Annotated in this window: 21 protein-coding genes and 1 pseudogene; 4 read left to right on the forward strand and 18 right to left on the reverse strand. The window is 27.3% G+C overall.

All coding sequences use genetic code 11. The features are described from left to right. Together ARA56_RS16825 and cls are read left to right on the forward strand one after the other, a co-directional pair. Positions 1-450, forward strand: a pseudogene (locus ARA56_RS16825) (hypothetical protein); the annotation flags it as partial. Between the two features lie 186 nt (positions 451-636). Then, on the forward strand, positions 637-2,076 hold the full coding sequence (gene cls / locus ARA56_RS12350; RefSeq protein ID WP_055267115.1) for a cardiolipin synthase: 1,440 nt from the start codon (positions 637-639) through the stop codon (positions 2,074-2,076). Between the two features lie 128 nt (positions 2,077-2,204). Here cls and ARA56_RS12355 read toward each other — a convergent pair whose 3' ends face one another. From ARA56_RS12355 to ARA56_RS12375, 5 genes are all read right to left on the reverse strand, one after another. Beyond that, positions 2,205-3,647 carry a SulP family inorganic anion transporter gene (locus ARA56_RS12355; RefSeq protein ID WP_055267117.1) on the reverse strand — a complete coding sequence of 481 codons (1,443 nt, stop codon included), beginning with the start codon at positions 3,645-3,647 and terminating at the stop codon, positions 2,205-2,207. Between the two features lie 133 nt (positions 3,648-3,780). Then, positions 3,781-4,866 (reverse strand): sensor histidine kinase, encoded by a 1,086-nt coding sequence (locus tag ARA56_RS12360; protein ID WP_172675768.1) that lies wholly within the window; start codon positions 4,864-4,866, stop codon positions 3,781-3,783. A gap of 249 nt (positions 4,867-5,115) precedes the next feature. Further along, complete coding sequence (locus ARA56_RS12365; RefSeq protein WP_055267120.1) at positions 5,116-5,802, reverse strand: hypothetical protein; 687 nt, start codon at positions 5,800-5,802, stop codon at positions 5,116-5,118. A gap of 293 nt (positions 5,803-6,095) precedes the next feature. Further along, a complete protein-coding gene (locus ARA56_RS12370; RefSeq protein WP_055267122.1) occupies positions 6,096-6,719 on the reverse strand; it encodes a cyclase family protein in 624 nt (207 codons plus the stop codon). A gap of 399 nt (positions 6,720-7,118) precedes the next feature. Next, positions 7,119-8,237 (reverse strand): hypothetical protein, encoded by a 1,119-nt coding sequence (locus tag ARA56_RS12375; RefSeq protein ID WP_055267124.1) that lies wholly within the window; start codon positions 8,235-8,237, stop codon positions 7,119-7,121. Positions 8,238-8,486: 249 nt separating this feature from the next. Here ARA56_RS12375 and ARA56_RS16975 point away from each other — a divergent pair, with 249 nt between their 5' ends. Further along, positions 8,487-8,837, forward strand: coding sequence for a DUF3221 domain-containing protein (locus ARA56_RS16975; RefSeq protein ID WP_055267127.1), 351 nt, complete (start codon positions 8,487-8,489; stop codon positions 8,835-8,837). A 53-nt stretch (positions 8,838-8,890) separates the two neighbouring features. Here the strand turns inward: ARA56_RS16975 and ARA56_RS12385 are convergent, their stop codons facing one another. The 8 genes from ARA56_RS12385 to ARA56_RS12420 form a co-directional block, all read right to left on the reverse strand. After that, positions 8,891-9,391 (reverse strand): AAA family ATPase, encoded by a 501-nt coding sequence (locus ARA56_RS12385; RefSeq protein WP_055267129.1) that lies wholly within the window; start codon positions 9,389-9,391, stop codon positions 8,891-8,893. A gap of 45 nt (positions 9,392-9,436) precedes the next feature. Then, entirely contained in the window at positions 9,437-10,078 is a 642-nt protein-coding gene (locus ARA56_RS12390) for a hypothetical protein (protein ID WP_055267131.1), read from the reverse strand. A 203-nt stretch (positions 10,079-10,281) separates the two neighbouring features. Beyond that, the gene (locus tag ARA56_RS12395) at positions 10,282-10,803 is read right to left on the reverse strand and encodes a hypothetical protein (protein WP_055267133.1); all 522 of its coding nucleotides are present in this window, start codon (positions 10,801-10,803) and stop codon (positions 10,282-10,284) included. A 13-nt stretch (positions 10,804-10,816) separates the two neighbouring features. Beyond that, positions 10,817-12,229: a sensor histidine kinase gene (locus ARA56_RS12400; RefSeq protein WP_055267135.1), complete on the reverse strand. Its 1,413-nt coding sequence runs from the start codon at positions 12,227-12,229 to the stop codon at positions 10,817-10,819. Then, a complete protein-coding gene (locus tag ARA56_RS12405; RefSeq protein ID WP_055267137.1) occupies positions 12,207-13,307 on the reverse strand; it encodes a sensor histidine kinase in 1,101 nt (366 codons plus the stop codon). Before ARA56_RS12405 ends, ARA56_RS12400 begins: the two co-directional genes overlap by 23 nt. Then, the gene (locus ARA56_RS12410) at positions 13,282-13,980 is read right to left on the reverse strand and encodes a response regulator transcription factor (protein WP_055267139.1); all 699 of its coding nucleotides are present in this window, start codon (positions 13,978-13,980) and stop codon (positions 13,282-13,284) included. Before ARA56_RS12410 ends, ARA56_RS12405 begins: the two co-directional genes overlap by 26 nt. 162 nt (positions 13,981-14,142) lie before the next feature. Next, positions 14,143-15,660, reverse strand: coding sequence for an oligosaccharide flippase family protein (locus ARA56_RS12415; RefSeq protein ID WP_055267141.1), 1,518 nt, complete (start codon positions 15,658-15,660; stop codon positions 14,143-14,145). 231 nt (positions 15,661-15,891) lie between these two features. Further along, a complete protein-coding gene (locus tag ARA56_RS12420; protein ID WP_055267143.1) occupies positions 15,892-17,970 on the reverse strand; it encodes an immunoglobulin-like domain-containing protein in 2,079 nt (692 codons plus the stop codon). 270 nt (positions 17,971-18,240) lie between these two features. On the opposite strand from ARA56_RS12420, the gene ARA56_RS12425 reads away from it, so the two are divergent. Further along, entirely contained in the window at positions 18,241-18,849 is a 609-nt protein-coding gene (locus ARA56_RS12425; protein ID WP_055267145.1) for a TetR/AcrR family transcriptional regulator, read from the forward strand. Positions 18,850-19,102: 253 nt separating this feature from the next. Here the strand turns inward: ARA56_RS12425 and ARA56_RS12430 are convergent, their stop codons facing one another. The 5 genes from ARA56_RS12430 to ARA56_RS12450 all read right to left on the reverse strand — a co-directional run bounded on the left by ARA56_RS12430 (position 19,103) and on the right by ARA56_RS12450 (position 23,206). After that, complete coding sequence (locus ARA56_RS12430; RefSeq protein WP_055267147.1) at positions 19,103-19,408, reverse strand: hypothetical protein; 306 nt, start codon at positions 19,406-19,408, stop codon at positions 19,103-19,105. A gap of 189 nt (positions 19,409-19,597) precedes the next feature. After that, positions 19,598-20,536 (reverse strand): siderophore ABC transporter substrate-binding protein, encoded by a 939-nt coding sequence (locus ARA56_RS12435; RefSeq protein WP_055267149.1) that lies wholly within the window; start codon positions 20,534-20,536, stop codon positions 19,598-19,600. Between the two features lie 24 nt (positions 20,537-20,560). Then, positions 20,561-21,316, reverse strand: coding sequence for an iron ABC transporter ATP-binding protein (locus ARA56_RS12440; protein ID WP_055267151.1), 756 nt, complete (start codon positions 21,314-21,316; stop codon positions 20,561-20,563). Then, positions 21,313-22,263: an iron chelate uptake ABC transporter family permease subunit gene (locus ARA56_RS12445; protein WP_055267153.1), complete on the reverse strand. Its 951-nt coding sequence runs from the start codon at positions 22,261-22,263 to the stop codon at positions 21,313-21,315. Before ARA56_RS12445 ends, ARA56_RS12440 begins: the two co-directional genes overlap by 4 nt. Beyond that, positions 22,253-23,206, reverse strand: coding sequence for an ABC transporter permease (locus ARA56_RS12450; protein WP_055267155.1), 954 nt, complete (start codon positions 23,204-23,206; stop codon positions 22,253-22,255). The genes ARA56_RS12445 and ARA56_RS12450 overlap by 11 nt, the downstream gene beginning before the upstream one ends. Positions 23,207-23,370 lie beyond the last annotated feature (164 nt).

Here is a 23,370-nt window from a genome sequence, read left to right on the forward strand (position 1 = left end):
ACTCCTGATGTACCAAGTACTCCTGATGCTCCAGTAGAAAAACCTGATGGAACTCCTGATGTACCAAGTACTCCTGATGCTCCAGTAGAAAAACCTGATGGAACTCCTGATGTACCAAGTACTCCTGATGCTCCAGCAGAAAAACCTGAATTAACCACAGTAATATCTGAAGTGCCAGAAACTACTGTGAAAAATCCTGAAGAAATACTTGATGCTCTGGTATTAGTGGAATCTTCCGAAGAAATCTCTGAAGTTAATCCAGAAATTCTAGTAACTTCTGAAGATACAAATAGTAATAATGAATCATATAATGATGAGACTAATAAAACTCTAGGAAAGTCCTTTGCAATAAGAAATGTATCATCAAACTATATAGTTATTTTATGGTCATTACTATTAGTAGCATTAGTATTAATTTTTAAAAAAATAAAATTTAAAGGTTCTAAATAAAGTATAAAAAGGAATTGGACACATAATCCAATTCCTTTTTCATACTTACGACAAACTACCATAAGTCTAAAGATTGTAGTTTAAACTCCAATAAAATTAGAATATAGGCTTGCTAGCTTTTTATATTTTTTATTTTAGCATATAATATAATAAATATGTTTTCATAACTTTTAAGGAGGAAAGTAAATGTTCAAATTTTTAACTATTTTAATTCACCTTATAAACTTTTTTACTATAGTTTATATGGTATTTAAAGAAAAACGTCCTGCTAATAGTATTATTGCCTGGACTCTAATTTTATATTTAGCACCTTTTATTGGCTTTATTGCATTTTTACTAGTAGGTAGACGATTAAATAATGCTAATATGTTTGGAGTAAAAGATTCAGAACTTAAAATATTTAACATATATAATGACTATATTAAAGAAAGAGAGTTATTTAAAAGCACTAATAAAAACTTAAAAAATTTAGATATGATTATGTCTCTAGAAGCTATTGAATTTTCTCCTTATAGAGATGATAACAATATAGAACTATTCTCAGACGGAAAAATATTTTTTGAAGAATTATTAGAAAGTTTAAAAAAGGCAAAAAAAAGTATAAATATTGAATTTTACATATTTAAAAGTGATGATATAGGTTCTAAAATTTTAAATATTTTAGAAGAAAAAGCTCGTGCTGGTGTAGAAGTGAGATTTCTTTATGATTCTGTAGGAAGTAGGTCTCTTAATAAAACTCGACTTAAACCATTAATTGATGCCGGATGTAAAATTGGTGAATTTTTCCCTTCTTGGTTAAAAATCATTAATCTAAATATGAACTTTAGAAATCACAGAAAAATAGTAGTTATAGATAACACTATCGGCTTTGTTGGCGGATTTAATGTTGGTGATGAGTATTTAGGAAAAGATAAAAAGTTTGGCTACTGGAGAGATACTCATATAAAATTTGAAGGCTCTGCAGTAAAAGATTTAAATTTAAGATTTCTAGCAGACTGGAGATATGCAACTAAAGAAGTAGTTGATTTAGAAAAGATACTTGTTTTTGATGAATCCAACTTAAAACCTGCTAATGATGGTATGCAAATACTATCAAGCGGACCTAACTTAAGTGATAATTATGAAATCAAATTAGGTTATTTAAAAATGATTCAAAAAGCAAAAGACTATATTTATATTCAATCTCCTTATTTAATCATAGATAAAAGTATTTCAGATAGTTTAAAACTTGCTGCTTTATCTGGTGTTGATGTAAGAATAATGATTCCTGGAAAAGGAGATCACCCTTTTGTTTACTGGGCAAATCTTTTTTATGCTGGTGAATTATTAGATTCTAATGTAAAAATATATCATTACGATAAAAATGCCTTTCTTCATGCAAAGACAGTGGTAATTGATGATGAGATATGCTCAGTTGGAACTGCTAACATGGATACAAGAAGCTTTGAGTTAAACTTTGAAGTTAATGCATTTATTTACTCCGAAAAAATTGCTAAAGAGCAAAAACAAGAATTTAAAAAGGACATATTAAAATCAACTCAACTAACTTTAGAAGCTTATAATAATAGAGGTAGATCTGCAAAAATTAAAGAATCTTTTTCAAAATTATTTTCATCTGTATTATAAATTTCTCTTAATATAAAAATACACTTTATTCTCTAATTACTTTTATATAAAAAACTACAATTATTATATGGACTAATTATTAATATTTAATGATTAGTCCATATTCTTATAATCTATATTTATTTGAACTATACTATATTATTAAAATTAACAGAAATTTTCTCTACTATTTCTTTACTATTATCATTCATTCCTACTATATTAACTTTAATATCGTTCTTTGTAAATTTCATTATAACTTTATCTATTGCATCTACCGCTGATTCATCATAAATATTGGCATTAGAAAAATCTATATTTACTTCTTCTACTTTTTCATGATAATCAAATTTATCTATAAAATCTGTAGTTACAGCAAAAAATAGCGGCCCTTTTACGCTATATTTAATCTTATTACATTCTACAACCTTCTCAACTTGAACGTTTGATGTTTTTGAAGTAAAAAATACAGAGCTTAATATTATTCCTACAATAACTCCATAAGCTAAATTATTTGTAAGCAAAACTATTATAACTGTAGTTATCATTACAATAGTGTCAGGTATTGGTACCTTTCCTAAGGTTCTTAATGAATTCCAATCAAACGTTGTTATAGCTACAACTACCATAACTGATGCTAATGCAACTACAGGCATTCTTATAAATAATTTATTAAACAAAATTACAAATATAAGCATAACTGTTCCGGGTGTTAAGGTAGATAGTCTTCCTCTCCCTCCATACTCTTGATTTATTATAGTTTGACCAATCATTCCACACCCTGCTATTCCGCCAAAAAATCCTGTAACTATATTCGCTACTCCTTGGCCAACACACTCCCTATTTTTATTACTTCTAGTATCAGTCATATCATCAACTAACTGAGCTGTTAATAATGATTCAACTAATCCAACTATTGATAGTGAAAATGAATATGGTAATATTATTCTTAATGTTTCTAAATTTAAAGGTACATTAGGTATAAAAAATCTAGGCAATTCTGTTGTTATCTTTCCCATATCTCCTAAAGTAGGTACATCAATTTTACTTATAAAAACGATAAGAGTTATAATGACTATTGATACTATTGGAGCTGGAATTATTTTAGTTATCCTAGGTAATAAATATATTATAGCTACCCCTATTACACCCAGTAAAACTAAAATATATGACCCTTTAAAATGTGGTAACTGAGCTTTAAGCATCATTATTCCTAAAGCATTTACAAATCCTATCATAACAGGTTTTGGAATAAATTTAAGAAGTTTTCCTATCTTTAAAAATCCAAAAACTACTTGAAATATACCTGCCAATATAGTTGCTAATAACATATATTCTACCCCATGCTCTCTAACTAAACTTGCAAGCACAAAAGCCATAGAGCCTGCCGCAGCAGATATCATTCCAGGCCTGCCTCCAAATATAGCAGTAACAATAGACATAGTAAAACATGAATATACTCCAACCATAGGATCAACCCCTGCTACAATTGTAAACCCTATTGCTTCTGGTATAAGTGCCATACAAGTTACGATCCCTGCAACTAAATCAGTCCTCAAATTACCAATCCACTCTCTCTTGTACTCCTCCATAAAAATCATCCTTTAATAATTATTTATTTGCTAATATTAGCTTTCCATCGTTACCTTAAGATATTCAAAGAATTTATTAACAAACAAAAAAAGTATAGTAATGACTTTATCACTACCATACCTTAATCAGATTCTATGCTTCTCTTGGAATTTCTATATTAAATTCAATATAGTCATCTTCTACATTTAAATATAGTTTTCCTTTATGTTTATCTAATATATTCTTAATATTTAATAATCCATATCCTCTATTGCTTCCTTTAGTTGAATATCTTTCTTTAAACATTTTTTCTACTAACTTTTTATCTATAGATTCTATTGAATTTTTCACATATATTATGTATTCTTTATCTTCTTCATATATATCAAGTTCTACATACTTTTCTTTGCATACTACACTACTCTCAATTGCATTATTTAACAAATTTGATAATAACACTGTTAACTCTGAATTATCTAGTGATATATTTTCTAAACTGCTTTCAATATTATAATCAAATTCTACCTCATAGTTTTCTGCTAATTGCACCTTACTAAAAATAATAGCCTTTATAATAGTATTTTCTATTCTTGATATTTTATTTAATTCATCCTCGCTAGAAGTTATACTTCCAACATAATCCTTTACCTTTTCCTTTAATTCACTTTCATTACATACCTGAACCATACAATAAAGCATATTCAAGTGATTTTTATACTCATGCTCTCTAGCTCTCATTTTATTCATTAGGTCATCTATTAATGGATATATATTTTTTTCTATTTCTTCCTTTTTATCTTTACGATTCTTTTTTAATACACTAATAAAATAGAAAAAATTTATCACTATTAATAAAGATATAATTATTACAATTTGAATCATTATATTAAATTCTATAATAAAATTTACTGAAAATAATTTCACTATCAAAATAACAAGAATAATATTTATTGCTAATATATTTATTTGAGGTTGCTTATTTATAATTTCTTCTAGATTTATTTTAAATGATTTTATCACTCTTCCAAATACTATTATAAAACCAAATATTATTATCATTCCTGGAATAAAAATAATATTATTATGTACATTAGTTCCCAAAATAACATATATAGCTGTTGATGATATAAACTGCAATATAATAAGTATTAAATTCGCAATACATACCTCAAAAAAAATCTTAAATTTATTTTTTTTATCAATCCAACTAACTATTATTGATAAAAAAAATATTATCAATAATATTAGTACTCCTCCATTAAAATTTGTTTCTAATATAGGGGTTACTATAAGTGATAAACTAAGAGAAATTAGTAAATACTGTTTAAAATGATAAAATATTCTCTCGTTAATTAATATATTATATATTATCAAAATGCACAGAGATTCTAGTGCTGAAATCATTGTTATCAAATCCCCTTACCCCATATAGTTTACATAATTTTACCACAAAATATCTTTTTATTCAATTTATTTCTACAATTTTTGCTATTTTTTAAATATTTTTTCAATACCAATAGTTGCATCTATATTTAATCCATTTTCCTCTATAGAAAGTTGATTTAAGTTTACTCCATTAAAATTTTCTTTATATACAACTACATTACCATTATTGAACTCTAGACTTAATCCACTATCACTTGGAAACCAATCCTTAACAAAACTATTTAATGCCAAATTAACTATCCAATCAGCAACCTTTATATCTAGAAACTTTACTTCATCAATATTAATTACAAGATCTTTATTTTCATTTAATACTGGATTAATTCTCACCTCTATCGGTGTCTTAATTACTTTATTTACTTTGTAATTAACATATACACTTATAAAATTTTCCCCTATATCTACTTTTAAATCTTCCATTTTTTCGTTATTTGTATGTTGTAGATAATAGTCTACTCCATTTGCTATAGACTCTTTTGGTACAAATAACTTTCCTTTAAATCCTACAGGATTATTTATTATTTCAATATCTATTGCTTTAACTCCTGAAATAGCACTTAAAAATTCTATAACTCCTTCTATATCATCAGTATTTGAATTATCTACTTCTTCATTTTTAATATTCTCATTTTTACTTTCTACAGACTTATTAAAATATGAACATCCAAATATACTTATAATAATTATTACTAAAATTACTATAATAATTGATACTCTTGTATTTTTCATATAACTCCTACCTTTCTAATCTATTTTATAATTAATGTTTATTTTATTAGTTACTCATAGTATCACACATAATAATAAATAATACTATTAATATATAAAAATAAAGGTATTAGAATCATCTACATACTGACTCTAATACCTTTGCTTTATCTTTTTGCCATGAAATGCAATCCTTCCGCCTTGACTCTTATCAATCTTTCATCATTGCCCCAAATTTAATTAAACTCATCTTTAAGTAAGTTATATTTCAAATTTGGCATAGCTAAAATTTTTAAATTTACAATAGTTAAATTCTAATATCCTTGAAATACAGCCATCGCTCTGACTAAACTTCCTTCAGCCTTTATTTTTAATGGTTGCGCAAAAACCGAAAAATTTTCTTCGTATATTAACTTTTCTAAGTTTGTTAAATTTTCTAATATAAAAATATTATTGTTTAAAAGTATGCTATGAACTTCATATGGACTTCTATCAGGTGAAGGCATATCAACTCCTACCATTTTCACTTTCTTTCTAACTAAAAATTCTGCCATCTCTTTAGTTATTATAGGATGATTTTCATAATATTCTTTTTGTCCATACTTTTTATCAAATCCAGTATAGAATAATACTATATGATTTTCTTTTATTAACTTAAAATATTCATCTTTTAAATTAATTTCTTGTTGCCCTCTAACATCCAGTAATACACCCTTACCAATAAAATTATCTAGTGGATAATCACAAATATACTTATCACTCTCTATCATATGCATCGGTGCGTCTATATGAGTTCCAGCATGCATAGTACCTGAATAAGTAATAGATTCATATCCATCCTTATTTAAATCTGATATTTTCTCTAAGTTTACCTCTTCGTCACCTGGATAAACTGGCATACCATTGTCAATTTCATAAGATAAATCTAAAAACTTCATATACCCTTTCCTCTCCTTTGATTTTAAACCCCACATAGTTTTTAGGACTATTTCTCTAAGTTATTATTGTTTCATTAATTTTAAATTTATAAACATACATACTATTTTAATTTCCATAATCTTTTTTAAGTTACTGATTCATAAACTATTATTAAACTACACTTTATAGGTAGTCCTATAATTACTTTATGATAAGTCCTTAAACCATATATATGTTCCTATATTCATTATTATGTCTTCATCCTATATCCCACTTAACTACTTATATTTAATATATGAAGTTATCCTTCGTGCCGCATACTCATTATATCCTATTTTTTTCTATTTTGTAATATAATTTTATATTCAAATTAATACATAAAATAACATTCATTTGTTGAATTTTGTCTTAATTTTTACTTATTTTTTTATTATTTCTGTAGCTATAGAATACTCAACAACAGTTTCACCTTCTAAAACTCTATGTTGAACACAACCTAATCCTTCTGAGTAATAATATACCTTCACATATTCAATATCGTTAATAGTCTCCTTCTCCCAAGTTTTCACATAAGCTCCTTCTAAGCTTAATTCTCCTAATTTCAAATTTTCACCAACTTCAACAATTTCTTTATCTTCCCATCTAGTTCCTACAGCTATAGGTTCATTTAATAAAAGTATCTCTTCAGTATTATCTCTCTTATCAAGATAATTTATAGTTTCTATATTAGCCATCTCATCTTCTGTTAAATCTCCAGTAAATACTCTATAAAGACCATTTTCTTTAACTTCATATACATTTACATAAGGTCCCTTTCCATTAGTTCCTACAACTTGATATGCCGAACCATTTCCTATTATATAATCATTATTTGAAACTAAATCACTAGCTTCATATTTAATCTCATATTCTCCATTTGGGATAAACATTCCTATAGTTAATTTATTACTAGCTTCATTATTTTCAAGTTCTGTTTTATTTTCATCATTAGAATCACTTTGAATATCTATTGTTAAATATTCAATATTAGGATTTCCATCTTTTAAATTTTCAGTTAAGTAATATTCTAATTCTCCTTTACTATTACTAAACTTAATTTTATAGGTAGGAGTACCTTCTGAACGACTTGCTTGTACTTCTACAACTGTATTTTTCTTAATAGCCGTCATCTCACACTCTAGCTCTTTTTCTACAAACTTATCATTTTCATAGTCTACAGACCATATTTCAACATTAGTATTATCTTCAGCTGATACTATTAAAAACTTTTCATTACTTTCATCTTGAAGTACTACCTTAGTAGTTTCCCCTAATGATTTATATTGCTCTTCTGTATACCTATTTACAATAATAGCAATAGTATCATCTGTCATACCATTTTCCCAAAAGAAATTAGAACTTGTCCCATTTTGCTGATTTAATGCATCAGCTATACTAGATGATAGATCTTTATCATCATTATCTCTACTTGAACATCCAACAGATAAAACAGCTATTGCTGCTATAATAAAACATAATATACTTCTTTTAATCTTCATAAAAACACTTCCCTCTTAACTTATAATTTAATTATGTCTATCAAATATTTTACCATATTTTGTAATTATTTTCTCATTTATTGTTCTAATTTTTTCACTCTTATCATATACTATTCGATATATTTTTCATTATTACAACATTCTTACAATAGTAGTAATTAAAATACTTATTTTACAATCTACTTAGGAACATTTACCACATATTTTTAGTCTTAATATATAAATGGATAAAATATCAAAATTAATGAGGTGATTATTATAAAAAAATGTTTCTTATTTTTTGCATATATAATATCTTTTCTTCTCATAACAGGTTGTTTCTCTTCAGAAAGCTCAACTATAACTGGCAGATATTTAAAAGTTAAAAATAATTCTATGATAATAGATGAGTATGGGTGTCCTATAGTAATGAGTAATGATTCTAAAAAAGAAGATTTATTTAAAGATTTAGAAAACGGTGATAGAATCAATATAAATTGTATTGCAGTTCTAGAAAGCTATCCTGGTCAATGTTCTGTTTATAAAATTAAATTTATTGAAAAAGGTACTATTGATGATATTCCTAAAGAAACCCTAGATACGTTAAAAGAAATGGGCTAGATTGATGATTATTAATAAAAAAAAAGGTTGACATAATGACAACCTTTTCATCACTACTCCAGTAGCTCAACTATTTCTTTTATTATTTCGTCTATACTTTTTCCAGTAGTATCAAGCTTAATTGTATCCATAGCTTTATACATATCGTATCTTTCTAGGCTTCTCTCTATATTTTTACTATCTCTTAAGCCTAACTTTACATCATTTTCAATTCTTTTAATAAGCTCTTCTTTAGTACACATTAAAGTTATTTTATAGATTTCTATATTTTCAGTATTAATTCTTTTTAATACCTCATTCATAATGTCATCACTTTGAATAACCCAATTAAATACTACATACTTAGAAGTTGAATTTGATAAATAGCTATTTAATATAAAGCCTATGTTATTTAAAACCATCTCTTTATTTTCATCATTAACTATGAATGGATTCATAGCCCAACAATTATCTCCATCAAGCCAAAAAGAATTCTCAAGTTCCTTATATAATTTTTTACTGACAGTAGTTTTACCTACTCCCATAACTCCATTAATAATAATCAATTTCTTCATATGTTCTAATCCCCTCTAAATATCTATCTTGCAAAGTATCAATTCTTAAACTTTTTTTGCAAATATTCCTGTAACCCTTGTAATTAAAACAACAACTTTCTCAAATTCTTCTTCATCTTTGCATTTAATTCTTATAGTATTTGTATAACTAAGGATATCATCCTTTATAGTTATTTCTATTAATTTTTTCTTTCTTATTAGAGTCTCTCTAAAAGCAATATCTACAAAGTCACTTGAGCTTATAAACTTATTATTAGCAAGTACTATACCTTCAGCATATATAACTTGTTTTGATGTAAAATAAAAATATCCATATGCAATTAATAGTATTACTAATCCAATTATAATTATTGGATTATCACTTAAATTAATACTTACAAACATACCTGAACTACTTTTTATAAACGCACATATAACAATATATACAGTTACAATCGCTAAGCATACAAATATCCCCAAATAATAATCGCCATTTCTACTTTCAGCAATAATATTCTTATTTCTAATTTCTACACCCTTTTTATTTCTCAGTCTTTCTACTATCTCTCCACCAATAAAAGAAACTATCATAGCACAATAAATAACTATACCTATAATAGAATTTACACCATTTGCAAAAACCTCCATTAAGAATAAAGCAAGTAATACAGTTGGTAGCAAACTTTTTTTACCTTTCATATTAAACATTTGTTTTTCACTCCTATTTATCTCGTTATATTTTTTCCTTATAGCTATACAATTTTCCACAGCTAATCTTTTTCAGTTCTCACCTAAACCTACTTTTACATTATTTACTATTATTTTACACAATTCATCTATTCAATTCCATAAAAACTTATAAAAAAAGTACACCACTCCATTAAATAGCAAATGATGTACTTTAAAATTTTTTAAAATCCTTTATATAGCCATTGGGTTGGAATTAAATATGTCCACGGCATTGTAACAATAGCTATTGTTATCGCTACCCTCATTCTTATCTTAGAATCATCTATTAATCTGTTAAATACAATATAATAATTAAATGTCCAAATTAATAATACTGCTAATACTACTGCGGCTACTACTATTATAAGTCCTATAATATTACTAAATGGGTTATAGCATATAGCTGAAATTATGTCATTTGCTCCTTCGCCTGTTTCTAAAATCAGCATTGTTACAAACAACATTATCGCTCCTACTATATCACCTAAAAATCCAAATATCCAAACCTTAAATATGCTCTTTTTATATAACTGTCCCATAGAAAGCCCTGTACTCTTAACCACCTTAAATATTGCAAAAGCTACTAAAATCACTAAGCTATCTATAACAAAATTACCTATAAGAGCAAGCAGTGCTAATGGTGGAAATATCCACATCATCCATATAGGAAATATTACATTATTTAACTTAACCCCTTTTTTCATTCTCAAATCCTCCCTATATTATTACATCAACAATAAAATTATTTTTATCTACATTTATCTTAAGCTCACCATTCTGAAGTTTCATCAAACTATTTGCTATATCTAAGCCCAATCCTGAACCTTCTGTATTTATTGAAGATTCACCTCTTTTAAATCTTTCCAAAAGTTCTTCTCCATTCATTTTTATTTCATCTTCAGTAGTATTTTTAAATATTATTCTTGTGTAATAACCTCTGCTAAAATCTACTGATTCTTCTTGTTCAAGCTTTATATATACATCGGAATCCTTTGCAGAGTATTTTAGTATATTGGAAATTAAATTATGAAATACTCTTGTCATCTTCTTATAATCTGCATAACTTCTCTTAATTTCTTTATCTTCTATAGATATATTAAATCTCAAGGAAGAGTCTTCTATTCTCTCTTTAAATTCAAAAAGGGCCTTTTCTAATAACTTATCTACTCTCATTTCAATAAATTCTAGCTTTACTTCACCTGTATTTGTTCCTAAAGAATCCTTTAAATCATCAACCAAATTTTTCAAACTCAATGCCTTCCTCTCTAATATATCTATATATTCATCCCTTTTAACCTCAGTTAAATCTTCATTATTTAAGAAATTAACATAATTAATTACTGATGTTAATGGAGTTTTTAAATCATGAGATACATTAGTTATAAGCTCAGTCTTACTTATAAAAGAGCTTTTTTCTATAATTCCTGTATTTTCTGCAATATTCATTAAATCTTCTATAGCATTAAATGTTATACTTAAATCACTAGAGTTAATTTCATTTATTTTACTTCTTTTTTCTTCAATCTTTTTCTTTAATGAGGACAAATCATAATTTTCATCTCCCACTATCTCTTCTAAAGTAGATGAAAGTACAACTCCTTTAAAATAGTTCTTTGCTACTATAAAGCCCAAATAAATAAGTATTACTATATTAACTACAATAATCCACCAAAGTATTGTTCTCTTTATGTCAATTTCCTCCATAGTAACCTGAAATAATATCTGATATAAAGTCATATAAAATAAAACCAATATAAATACTCTGATTAAACTATTAATAATTCTATATTTATAGTAGGTTATCTTTTCATAACTAATCTTTGAATCAGTTGTATATACCTTATTTTTTATTACAAGCTGAACTATTGATATAAAAGTTATTATTGCAAATACTACCCATGTTAAAAGAACTATATACTTGCTAGCCTCTGTATCATATCTTGGAAAAAATCTATCTCCAGTAGTATGTACAAGTTTTCTTACCACAAAGTAATTTATTATTAACAGAACTCTTCCAAGCCAAGTTTCTATAAGTACTCTTTCATTTATAATCTTAAATTTATTAGCCTCCTCATTACTTACCCATCTTCTACAGAACTTCTTTGCTTCAATATACTTGCTTATCATCATTTTCACTCTCCTCTTTATAGATTTCGAATGATATTATGACGCTGAATAAATCTGCTTTAATATCTAAGTCAAAGTCTCCACTTTGAAGAAGAACTAAATTTTTAGCAATCTCAAGAGCAAGTCCTGATCTATCCTCTTCATTATTTTTATTAATAATGTTAACTAAGTCGTCCGGTTCAATATTTAATTCTTCCTTAGATACATTTCTAATCGTTATATAAGCCCTATTATCCTTAGTAAATAAATCAACATATACCCTGCTTCCATCTAAAGAATGCTTTAAAGTATTCTGAATCAAAATATCAAATACCCTCCACATTTTTTCTCCATTACACTTAATATATATTTTCTCCTTTGGAATACTAATTTTATAAACAAGCCTTGAACTATCTATTTTATCTTTGTATTCAATTAAAGCCTGCTTAAGTAATGAAGATATTTCAATTTTTTCAGTATATATATTTATATCACCACTTGATACTTTTGCAGCCTCAAATAATTCATCAATTAATAACTTTATATTATTAGACCTATATTTGAGATTATAGATTGCCTCTTCGTCATTCTTATCTTCTTTCAGCTTTTCTATATTTTCTAAAATGCTTTCTAGTGGCTTGTCCAATTTATTTGTAACATTATTAACTAACTCTATATTCATCTTTTCATTTCTATTTATATTATCTATAGATTTCACTACCCTATCTAATATGTTTTTAATTTCTTCAGCTACCTTCCCATACTGCTTACCAAGAAAATATCTATAATCCTCATCTCCTATAAGCTTGCTTTGGATATTCTCTATACTTACTTTACCTAATTCTATTCCTTCAATAAACTCTTCAATATTTCTCCAGGTTAATCCTACTCTTAAAGTATTAAATAAAATTCTTATAAACAAATTTATATTAACATGAACTAGTAGTATAATTGATAAAACTAACAGTCTATTATCTTTTATATAACTAAGTATAAATATAGAGATTAAAATGAATATAATATTGAATATAAATTTTGATATCTTTAAACTTCTTCTTATAAGAATTTTATCCTTTTTAATTTGTGTCAATCTTATATCCAATACCCCATACCACCTTTAAATACCTTGGATTCTTAGAATCTATCTCGATTTTTTCTCTTATTCTTCTAATATGAACCATAACAGTATCTGTTGAGAAGCAAGGTTCACCCCATGCACTTTCATATATAGCCTCTGCTGAATAAACTCTTCCAGCATTACTCATAAGAAGCTCTAATATCTTATATTCTATAGGAGTAATCTTTACATTTTCCCCATTAACCTGAAATGATTTACTTCTTTTATCAAGTTCTAAATCACCAACCTTAATCTTTTCTAAGTCTTCCTCTTCTTTATAATGACCAAAAGCCATATATCTTCTTAATTGAGATTTTACTCTTGCTATAAGCTCTAAAGGGTTAAAAGGCTTAGTTATATAATCATCTGCCCCTACGTTTAATCCTAAAATCTTATCTGTATCCTGTGATTTTGCAGAAAGGATTATTATAGGTATATTTCTATCCTCTCTTATTTTCATAGTTGCTCTCATTCCATCCATTTTAGGCATCATTACATCAATTATTACTAAATGAACTTCTTCTTTTTCTAAAATCTCTAAAGCTTCTAGTCCATCATAAGCCTTTAAAATCCTTATATCTTCATTCTGTAAATATATCTCTATTGCATCTATTATTTCTTTTTCATCATCTACTACCAAAACAGTATACTTACACATATCTTCTACCACCTTAAATTTCATCACATCAATTATAGCATTATTTCCTTTAACTTAATATTACAGTATAAATCTTACAACCTAATATCGTATTTCTAAAATTTTTCTAACAAAAAAATTCTGAACCCAACATTTTAACTATGTTGACTTCAGAATCATCCATTAATCTCTAAACTTTATACAATTAAACAACTTTAACAAAAATAAATATATCATCAATACAACAAATAAAACCATAGCTGTAACAACACCAATAGCTAGATTATATTCACCTAATACACTGTTTATAACTCTTCCAATAATTATTGATACAAAAGAAAAAATCAAAGGCTTAATAATCCAGTTATTAAAATTAATTTTTAAATTTGTTACCTTAATTACTCGTAAAAAACTTAATGTAAAGCTAAAAACTGTAGTAATTAACATCGTAATAATTAATCCATTTACTCCTTTTAAAGGTACTATAGTATATATAAGAACAATCTTTAGAACTGACTCCAACATCTGATATTCTAAAGATTTTACCTGTTGATTTAATCCATTTAATATTCCGCCTACAATCATATCTATATACATAAAAGGAATAGCTATAGAAATCATTTTAAAGAATATTCCTAAATCATCTCTATTATATATAGAAATTGATAGTTCATTATAAAAATTAGAGAATATAAAAAAAGACATAATACCTATAATACACGTAAATCCTATACTTCTAGTAATTAAACTATTTACTCTTTCATTGTTATTTATAGCTTTTGCTCTTGAAATCTCTGGTATTAAGACTCTTCCTAATGACATTAATAATACTGCTGGAAATGATATTATAGGAAAAACCATTCCCATTACGCCTCCTAAAACACTGACTGCTTCTTTTGTAGACATACCAAACTTTACAAGGCTTGCAGGTATTAATATCATCTCTACTGATCTAAAGGCTGACATAATATAAGAACTTCCTGCTACAGGTAATGCTATATTAAATAATCTTTTTAATAAATCTCCGCTTTTCTCTTTTATAACATTAAAGTTTTTATTTTCTTTCTTTTCTAATTTATAAGATATAAAAACGTAAATACAAGAAAAAATATCACTAATAGCTGTTCCTAGTACAAGTACTGCACATCCATACTCTAACCCACGTGGCATAACTAAACTTAATAATCCAACAACTACAGTTATTTTTATAAACTGTTCTGCAAATTGTGAAGTAATAGGTATAAAAATATCTCTTACCGCGAAGAAATATCCTTTTATACATGATGATATTGAAATAAAGGGAATACTTATAGCTACTATCTTAAGGGATATCACAACTCTCTCGTCTTTTAAAAATAATAAAGCTATATTTTCAGAAAATAAAAATAATACTACAGAGGCAACTATACTTAACCCTCCACATATAGCACACGCTTTAAATACTATTGCTTTAATATTACTGTAATTTTTTCTAGAAACTTCTTCTGAAACTATTCTAGTAACACCTGTACTTATTCCTGAAACCGCAATTGTTATAGCCACAGAACTAACAGTTCCTATAAGTTTATATAATCCCATTCCTTCTGTTCCAACTTCATTAGATATGTATACCTTATATATAATTCCTATTACTCGCATTATAAGAGCTGTAATTGTTAAAATAATTGTATTTACAAAAAGATTCTCTGCTTTTTTATTCATATAGTACCTCTCATTTATTTATATAGCTACTATATGTTAAGCAATTATGATTAATTACTCTTAGTAATAACTTAATAATTACATATAAAAATACGTTAAAAATATAAAATGACAAGTTAGTAAATCTGATCTGTACTGTATAGTTTAAGATAATTTTCAAGTAACCTCTTGAAAATATTATTACTAACTTATCATTTCTTATATCATTTAATAAATATCTTTATATTTTATTTATTTTCTTTTTCTATAGTAATACATTACTCCTGCAAGTACTCCACCAAGAATAATAATTCCACCAGCAATTACTATAAAAATTATTTTATTATTAAAGTTGTTCTCTTTAACTGTTTCTTCATTTTCAACTTCTACTATCTTTTCAGTAACTTTTACTTTCCTAGTTGTAGTAGATTCATTTTTTGAACTATCCACAGTCTTATAAGTTATTATATACTCTCCAGCCTTGTTTACATCTACATCTCCAGTAATTGTTACAGGTAAAATTCCATCTACCTTATCTTTTGCTACTGCTCCAAGCTCTTCATATTTATTTCCTACTTCTAAGCTTAGTATACTATCACCATTTAACGTTATAATTGGAGCTACTGTATCTACAACTTTTATTTTCCTTACTGCACTAGCTTTATTCCCTGCTTTATCACTTGTTGTATAATTAATTTTATATTCACCTACTTTACTACTATCTATAACTCCACTTATCTTTACTTCAACTGCACCGTCTACTCCATCTTTTCCTCTAGCCCCTGGTTCTACATATTGTGTACCAGCTTCTATAGTTATTTCCTTATCTCCATTAAATATTATTATTGGTGCTGTTGTATCTACTACTTTTACTTTTCTTATAACTACTGCTTTATTTCCAGAGCTATCTTCAGAAACATAAGTTAGAGTATACTCTCCTGGTTCACTTATATTTACTTTTCCACTAATCTTTACTTCCTTTTCCCCTTCAAATAAATCCTTTGCAGTAGCACCTAACTCTTCATATTTTGTTCCTGCTTCTATAGTTATTTCATTTTTCCCATTTAATATTATTTCAGGTGCTTTTGTATCTTTTACATTTACTTTTCTCATTGTAGTTACTGAATTACCAGAACTATCAGTAACAATGTAAGTTAATTTATATTCTCCTACCTTACTTGTGTTTACTTCACCTGATATAGTCGCTTTAAGTTCTCCATCAACTATATCTTTTCCTATAGCTCCTAATTCTTCATATTTTGTTCCTGCTTCTATTGTCATTTCACTTTTCCCATTTAATATTATTTCAGGTGCTGTTGTATCTATTACTTTCACTTTTCTTGTAAGAGTTGATGAATTTCCTGAATTATCAGTAGCTGTATAAGTTAAAATATACTCTCCTGGAATATTTGTATTAACGTCTCCAGATACAGTTGCTTTAAAATTTCCATCAACCTTATCTATTCCTATAGCTCCTAGCTCTTCATACTTTTGACCTGCCTCAATTACTACTTCTGTATCTCCATTAAGAATAATTTCTGGTGGTACTTTATCCACTACATTTACCTTTCTTATAGCAGTTGTAATATTTCTTGAACTATCTATAGCTTTATAAGTTATTATATATTGTCCTAATTTAGATGTATCTACTGCGCTATCTGATGTTACTATAGTATCTACTTTTTCAAATTCATCATAAGCAATAGCACCTAAGTCTACAAACTGTGATCCTATCTCTATATTTATTTCAGCTTCACCATTTAAAGTTATAACTGGTCCCACAGTATCATCTAAGTTTTTAGTATAATCCTTATTCTTTATAAATTTTCCAGGTACATTTTCTAAATTAATTCCGTCTATCTTCTTAACAAAATCTTTCCAATCAACTATAGTTTTATCAGCTATATCTTCTTCTCCATAATCAATCGTAATTGTATTAATATTTGTCCCTTTAAAAGCATCTAAATTTATTTTCACTTTATTTGATACTTCTATTTTTTCTAAAGTACTTGCATCTAAAAACGCTCCTTCTCCAATATCTTTTATGAATGGCATTTTTATTTCTTTTATCTTACTGCCCTTAAATGCATTAACATCAATACTAGTTACTTCAGTATCTTCTATTTTCTCTGGTAAACTTAACTTTTCTTCATTTCCACTATATCCTGTTATCCATATATTATTTTCTTTTTTTTCATACTGTAACTCTGAAACATTAGTAAACTCTTGTTTTGTTATTTCATCTGAAGAATATACCGTAATTCCAGTAAAATATGAATATACTAAAGTTGCAATAATGGATAGTGCTATTATTTTTTTGTAGCCTTTCATCACCTAACCACCTTTAGATTATTATAAAATTACTTTTACTACAGTATATGAAAGTGTTTTTTTTAGTTCCTTATTGTAATCTATTTGTAAACATTGAATTACAATATAAATAAAAGGTATAGCAAATTAATTACTATACCTAAAAAACTATTTATAAACTTATTTTTAATCCCTTATCTTCATTTATATTTTGCTAAAACCAACCTTTGTTATAATTTAACAATTTTATAAGTTTATGGTATAATTCTTTTAAGATTGGAGAGATTGGACATGGAAAATTTAAAAAGTAAAGCTATTATAAAAAAAGAAAAAATCATAGATGCTGCAGTAAAAGTATTTTTACAAAAAGGTTTTGAGAAAGCCACTGTTAGAGAAATTGCAAGAGAAGCTGGAATTACTACAGGAGCAATTTATCATCATTATAGAAATAAAGATGAATTAATTCACGATGCTGTCACAAAGCATATTCACTTTATTGACAGCCTAAATGCCTATAAAGGAAATTCTCTAAAACCTTCTTCTGAAATTATTGATGAAATAAAAGTAGCAGCTTCAAAAAGACTTAGCAATCTTACGGCTCAACGTCTTCATATATTGCTTACAGCAAATGTTTTACTTGATGAGAATACATTATTAGATGAATATAAAGAAACCTACGAATCAATAATATCGAAAACTTCTGATATGTTTGTATATACCTACGGAATTGAAAATGAGAAATACAAAAAAATAGTTGCTTCTATTTTAGTAGCTGCCTTAGATGGATTTGCAATACAAGCTTCTTTAGGAATTCTTGATACTAATGATAAAGAATATATTAATACTATTACAGATTTTTTTGCTAAACTCGGAGAGCATCTAATTATTAGTCATAAGTAAAGTGCGAGCGAAGCTCACAGGTGAAAGGTCGACTTCGTCGAAGTGAAAAGGCTACTAGCGTAGCGGGGAAAAGTTAACTACGTTAAGGGGAAAATGATACTATAAGTATCCGAGAAAAGCATTTTATCTCATTAGAGATCTTTTCCCTATTGCCATAGGCAATATTTTCTCCTCAGCTTCAGCTGACTTTTCCCCTTTGACGAAGTCAAACTTTTCACCAAAGTGCTTCGCACTTTATTTCAAGTATTCATTATTAACCATTTATAGATTCAATTAAGTTTATAAAATCTCCTTCGTTCATCTTACTTAAATATATATCAATTAACGTTTTTGTAGGCATATCTTTATATCCTTTTTTCCCATTTACAAATATATTTTCAACTTTTTCTTTAAACCCGTCTATATCTTCTTTTAACTCTTTAATAAACTCATTAATTTCATGTTCAACTAACTCAGCCATTATCTTTTCTCTTAAATCATAGTTAAAACCTTCTGCAAAAGCTTTCTCTTCATCAGTTAATCCAGTAGTGTCATTATTTAATATTTTAAATATATCCATTCCTTTTATATACTCCTCTATATGTTAATATTTATTATTATACCTCTCTAAATTAAAATATGTAAAATATAAAAAGTAGGCAGTCAACTAAAACTACCTACTTTTTATATAGAGTATATTATTTTTGTTTTGAAAAATTTGTACTTAGGTATGTTAAATTTTAAAAGCGATTTTACTCCTTATTAATCACTACTTTATAGCAGCATCAACTTCCTCTACCATTCTTAAAGTTGAAGTGAACCCACCTACTGATGTATACCAGATTGTTGGATCTAAGTATACAATGTTATCATTCTTATAAGCATCTGTTCTTGCAACTAATTCATTATCAAATAATTCCTTAGCTGAAGTATTTCCACCTGTAACTGCAGCTCTGTCTACAACAAATAAGTATTGAGGATTCTTTTCTGCTACGTATTCAAATGTAGCTTTTTGTCCATGAGTCCCTGCATCAATTGTTGTATCTACTGGAGTTACACCAAACTCTTTATGGATTATACCAAATCTTGATTCTTGTCCATATACGCTGAATGCACCATCATTAGCTAAAGTTATTAATCCGTTTATGTTCTTTTCTGTAACTTTTGCATTTAATTCGGCTATAGTTTTTTCAATTTCTTCTACTTTAGAAGAAACTTCTTTTTCTTTTCCGAAGATTTGACCTAAGATATCCATGTTGTTTTTGAATGATCCTAAGTAATCTGCATTATCAATTCCTAAATGTATTGTTGGAGCTATTTTGTTTAACTCTTCATAATAATCAGCTTGTCTACCTGAAATTATGATTAAATCTGGAGTTAATGCAAATATTGCTTCCATATCTGGTTCTTTTAAAGTACCAATGCTTGAATATTCTTCACCAGCATATTTAGTTAAGTAATCAGGAAGTCCACTTTGAACTACACCTGTAACATTTACTCCTAAGCTATCTAATGCATCTAATATACCGTAGTCAAATACTACTACCTTTTGTGGATTTGTTGTTACTGGTGTTTCACCTAATTCATGTGTTATTGTAATAGTTTCGCTTACAGGTTCAGAGTTACCTCCTACAAACTTAGGTATAGTGATACCTGCTGCAATTAATAATACTAAAATTATCCCGATAATCATTGATTTGTTTTTCATTTTTTGTTCCCCCTTATTTTTTATTTAAAAATACACACATATATTTCTGTTATTTATATTTTCTATATGGAAATCAATCTCATATATTTTTTCTAATTCTTCTTTTTGGATTGTATCTGTAGCGGGTCCATTCTTAACTAGCTGACCATTCTTTAAAGCTACTATATTATCTGAGTAGCATGATGCAAAGTTAATATCATGGATAACTATTACTACAGTTTTTCCAAGTTCATCCGTTAGAGTTCTAAGTATCTTCATTATCTCTACAGAATGCTTCATATCTAAGTTGTTAAGTGGTTCATCTAAGAATATATAGTCACTATTTTGAGCAATAACCATAGCTATATAAGCTCTTTGTCTTTGTCCTCCACTTAATTCATCTAAATATTTATCTTGAATATCTTCAAGCTGCATATATCTTAAAGCTTGGTCAACATTTTCTATATCTTCCTTCTTTAAGTTACCTCCACAGTGTGGAAATCTACCGAACTCTACAAGTTCTCTAATAGTTAATCTTATGTTTATATTATTTGTCTGTCTTAAGATAGACACTTTTTTAGCTAATTCCTTGTTGTCCCATTCTAAAACATCCTTACCATCTATAAGAACTTCTCCGCTATCTCTTTTGATAAGTCTGCTTATTATTGATAATAATGTACTCTTACCTGCTCCGTTAGGACCTATAAAAGATGTAATCTTACCTTCTTCTATTTTAAGAGAGACATTATCAACTACTTTTTTATTACCATAAGCTTTGGTTATATTCTTAACTTCTATCATCTATTTCTCTCCTTCATAACTAAGTAAATAAAGTATATTCCTCCAATAAAGTTTATAATTACACTTACTGAAGTTCCAAAATCTAATAATTGTTCTACTATAAGTTGTCCACCTACCAAAGCTATAACACTTATAATTATCGTTGCTAATCCAAGCACTTCATGCTTATAGGTATTTATCATCTGTCTTGCTATGTTTACTACTAAAAGTCCTAAGAATGTTATAGGTCCAACTAAAGCCGTTGATACTGATGTAAGTATTACCACTATAACAAGTATCTTCTTAGACATCTTATCGTAATCAACACCTAAGCTTATAGCCTCATCTCTTCCAAGAGACATTACGTCTAACACCTTGACGATATCATAACAGTAAGCAATTGAAAGAATAATCACTATACTTGCAAGAAGCATTATATCTGTATTTACATTATTAAAGCTCGCCATCATCTTATCTTGAACTGTTAAAAACTCTGTTGGATCGATAAGAACCTGCATAAAGTTTGTTAAGCTTTCAAAAAGCGTTCCGCAGATAACTCCTATTAAAAGTATTGTAAATATATTTTTTGTTCCTTTTCTAAATACAAACTTATAAAGTACTGCTGAAAAAGCTATCATAACTACTATTGTAATAATGAAGTTTATATTTCCATTAGTTATAAGCACTGATGATGATCCAAGTAAAAATACTACTGTAGTTTGAAGCAGTACATATAATGAATCTAATCCTAGAATACTAGGTGTTAATATCCTGTTATTAGTAACTGTCTGGAATATTAATGATGAAAATCCTATTGCAGCTCCAGTTAAAACCATTGCTATTACCTTAGGTATTCTTCTATACATCGCATATTGATAGTTTGCACTATTTACACCTATCGTTAAAAACAATCCTATAAGTGCTACAGCTACTATCGATAATATTATTAATTTTTTATTATTCTTCATCTTTAGTCCCCCTTATAATCATATAAAGGAATATTGCACTACCAATTACTCCAACCATCATCCCTATTGATATTTCAAATGGGAAAATTATTATTCTTCCTAAAATATCACAGATTAATAAAAATACTGGTCCAAGTAATGCTGTGTGATATAAAGTCTTCTTTAAGTTATCTCCACTATAAAGACTTACTATATTAGGTATTATTAACCCTAGAAACGGAATGTTTCCTACTGTTATAATTGTAACTGCTGATATTAAAGCAACTATTACAAGCCCTACATTAACTACAAAGTTATAATTAAGTCCAAGGTTTATTGAGAACTCTTCTCCCATCCCAACAATTGTAAACTTATTTGCATAAAGAAATGCTAATATTACCATTGGAATACTTAAATAAATCAGCTCGTATCCACCTTTCATAATTAATGACATGTCACCTTCCATCCAAGAGGTTACATTTTGTACTAAGTCGTACTTTAGAGATATAAATGTGGTAATTGAACCAACTACCTTACCAAGCATCATCCCAACTAGTGGTACAAATATTATATTTTTAAGCTTAATAGCTTTTATCATCTTCATAAATATCATCGTTCCGACTACTGCAAATATAAATGCTGTAATCATCTTCTGCATAGTAGTTGCTGATGTTAACACCACCATTGAGAATAGAATCCCAAGCTTTGCAAAATCTACTGTTGCTGCCGTTGTTGGCGATACAAACTTATTTTTACTAATCTGCTGCATTATAAGACCACTTATACTAAGTCCTACCCCTGCAACTATTATTGCAATAAGTCTTGGTAGTCTACTTATAAAAATAACTTCTAATTTATCTATATTTAATTCAAATATATCTTTTATACTTATGCTACTTACACCTATGAATATAGATGCTATCGATAATACAATAAGTATTAAGAACAAATATCTCTTCTTCATGTATTTCCCCCACTTATCAGATGTAGACTTTTTAAATGTCAATATGTTATAATAAAATTCACTCAATCTTCATTGAGAATACATTTTAAATTCATCTACTATATATTATAACAATTTTATTGATAATAATTATCAATTTCATATTTGTATATTATCATCTATTT

This window comes from Clostridium disporicum, from assembly GCF_001405015.1.
Taxonomy (GTDB): Bacteria; Bacillota; Clostridia; order Clostridiales; family Clostridiaceae; genus Clostridium; species Clostridium disporicum_B.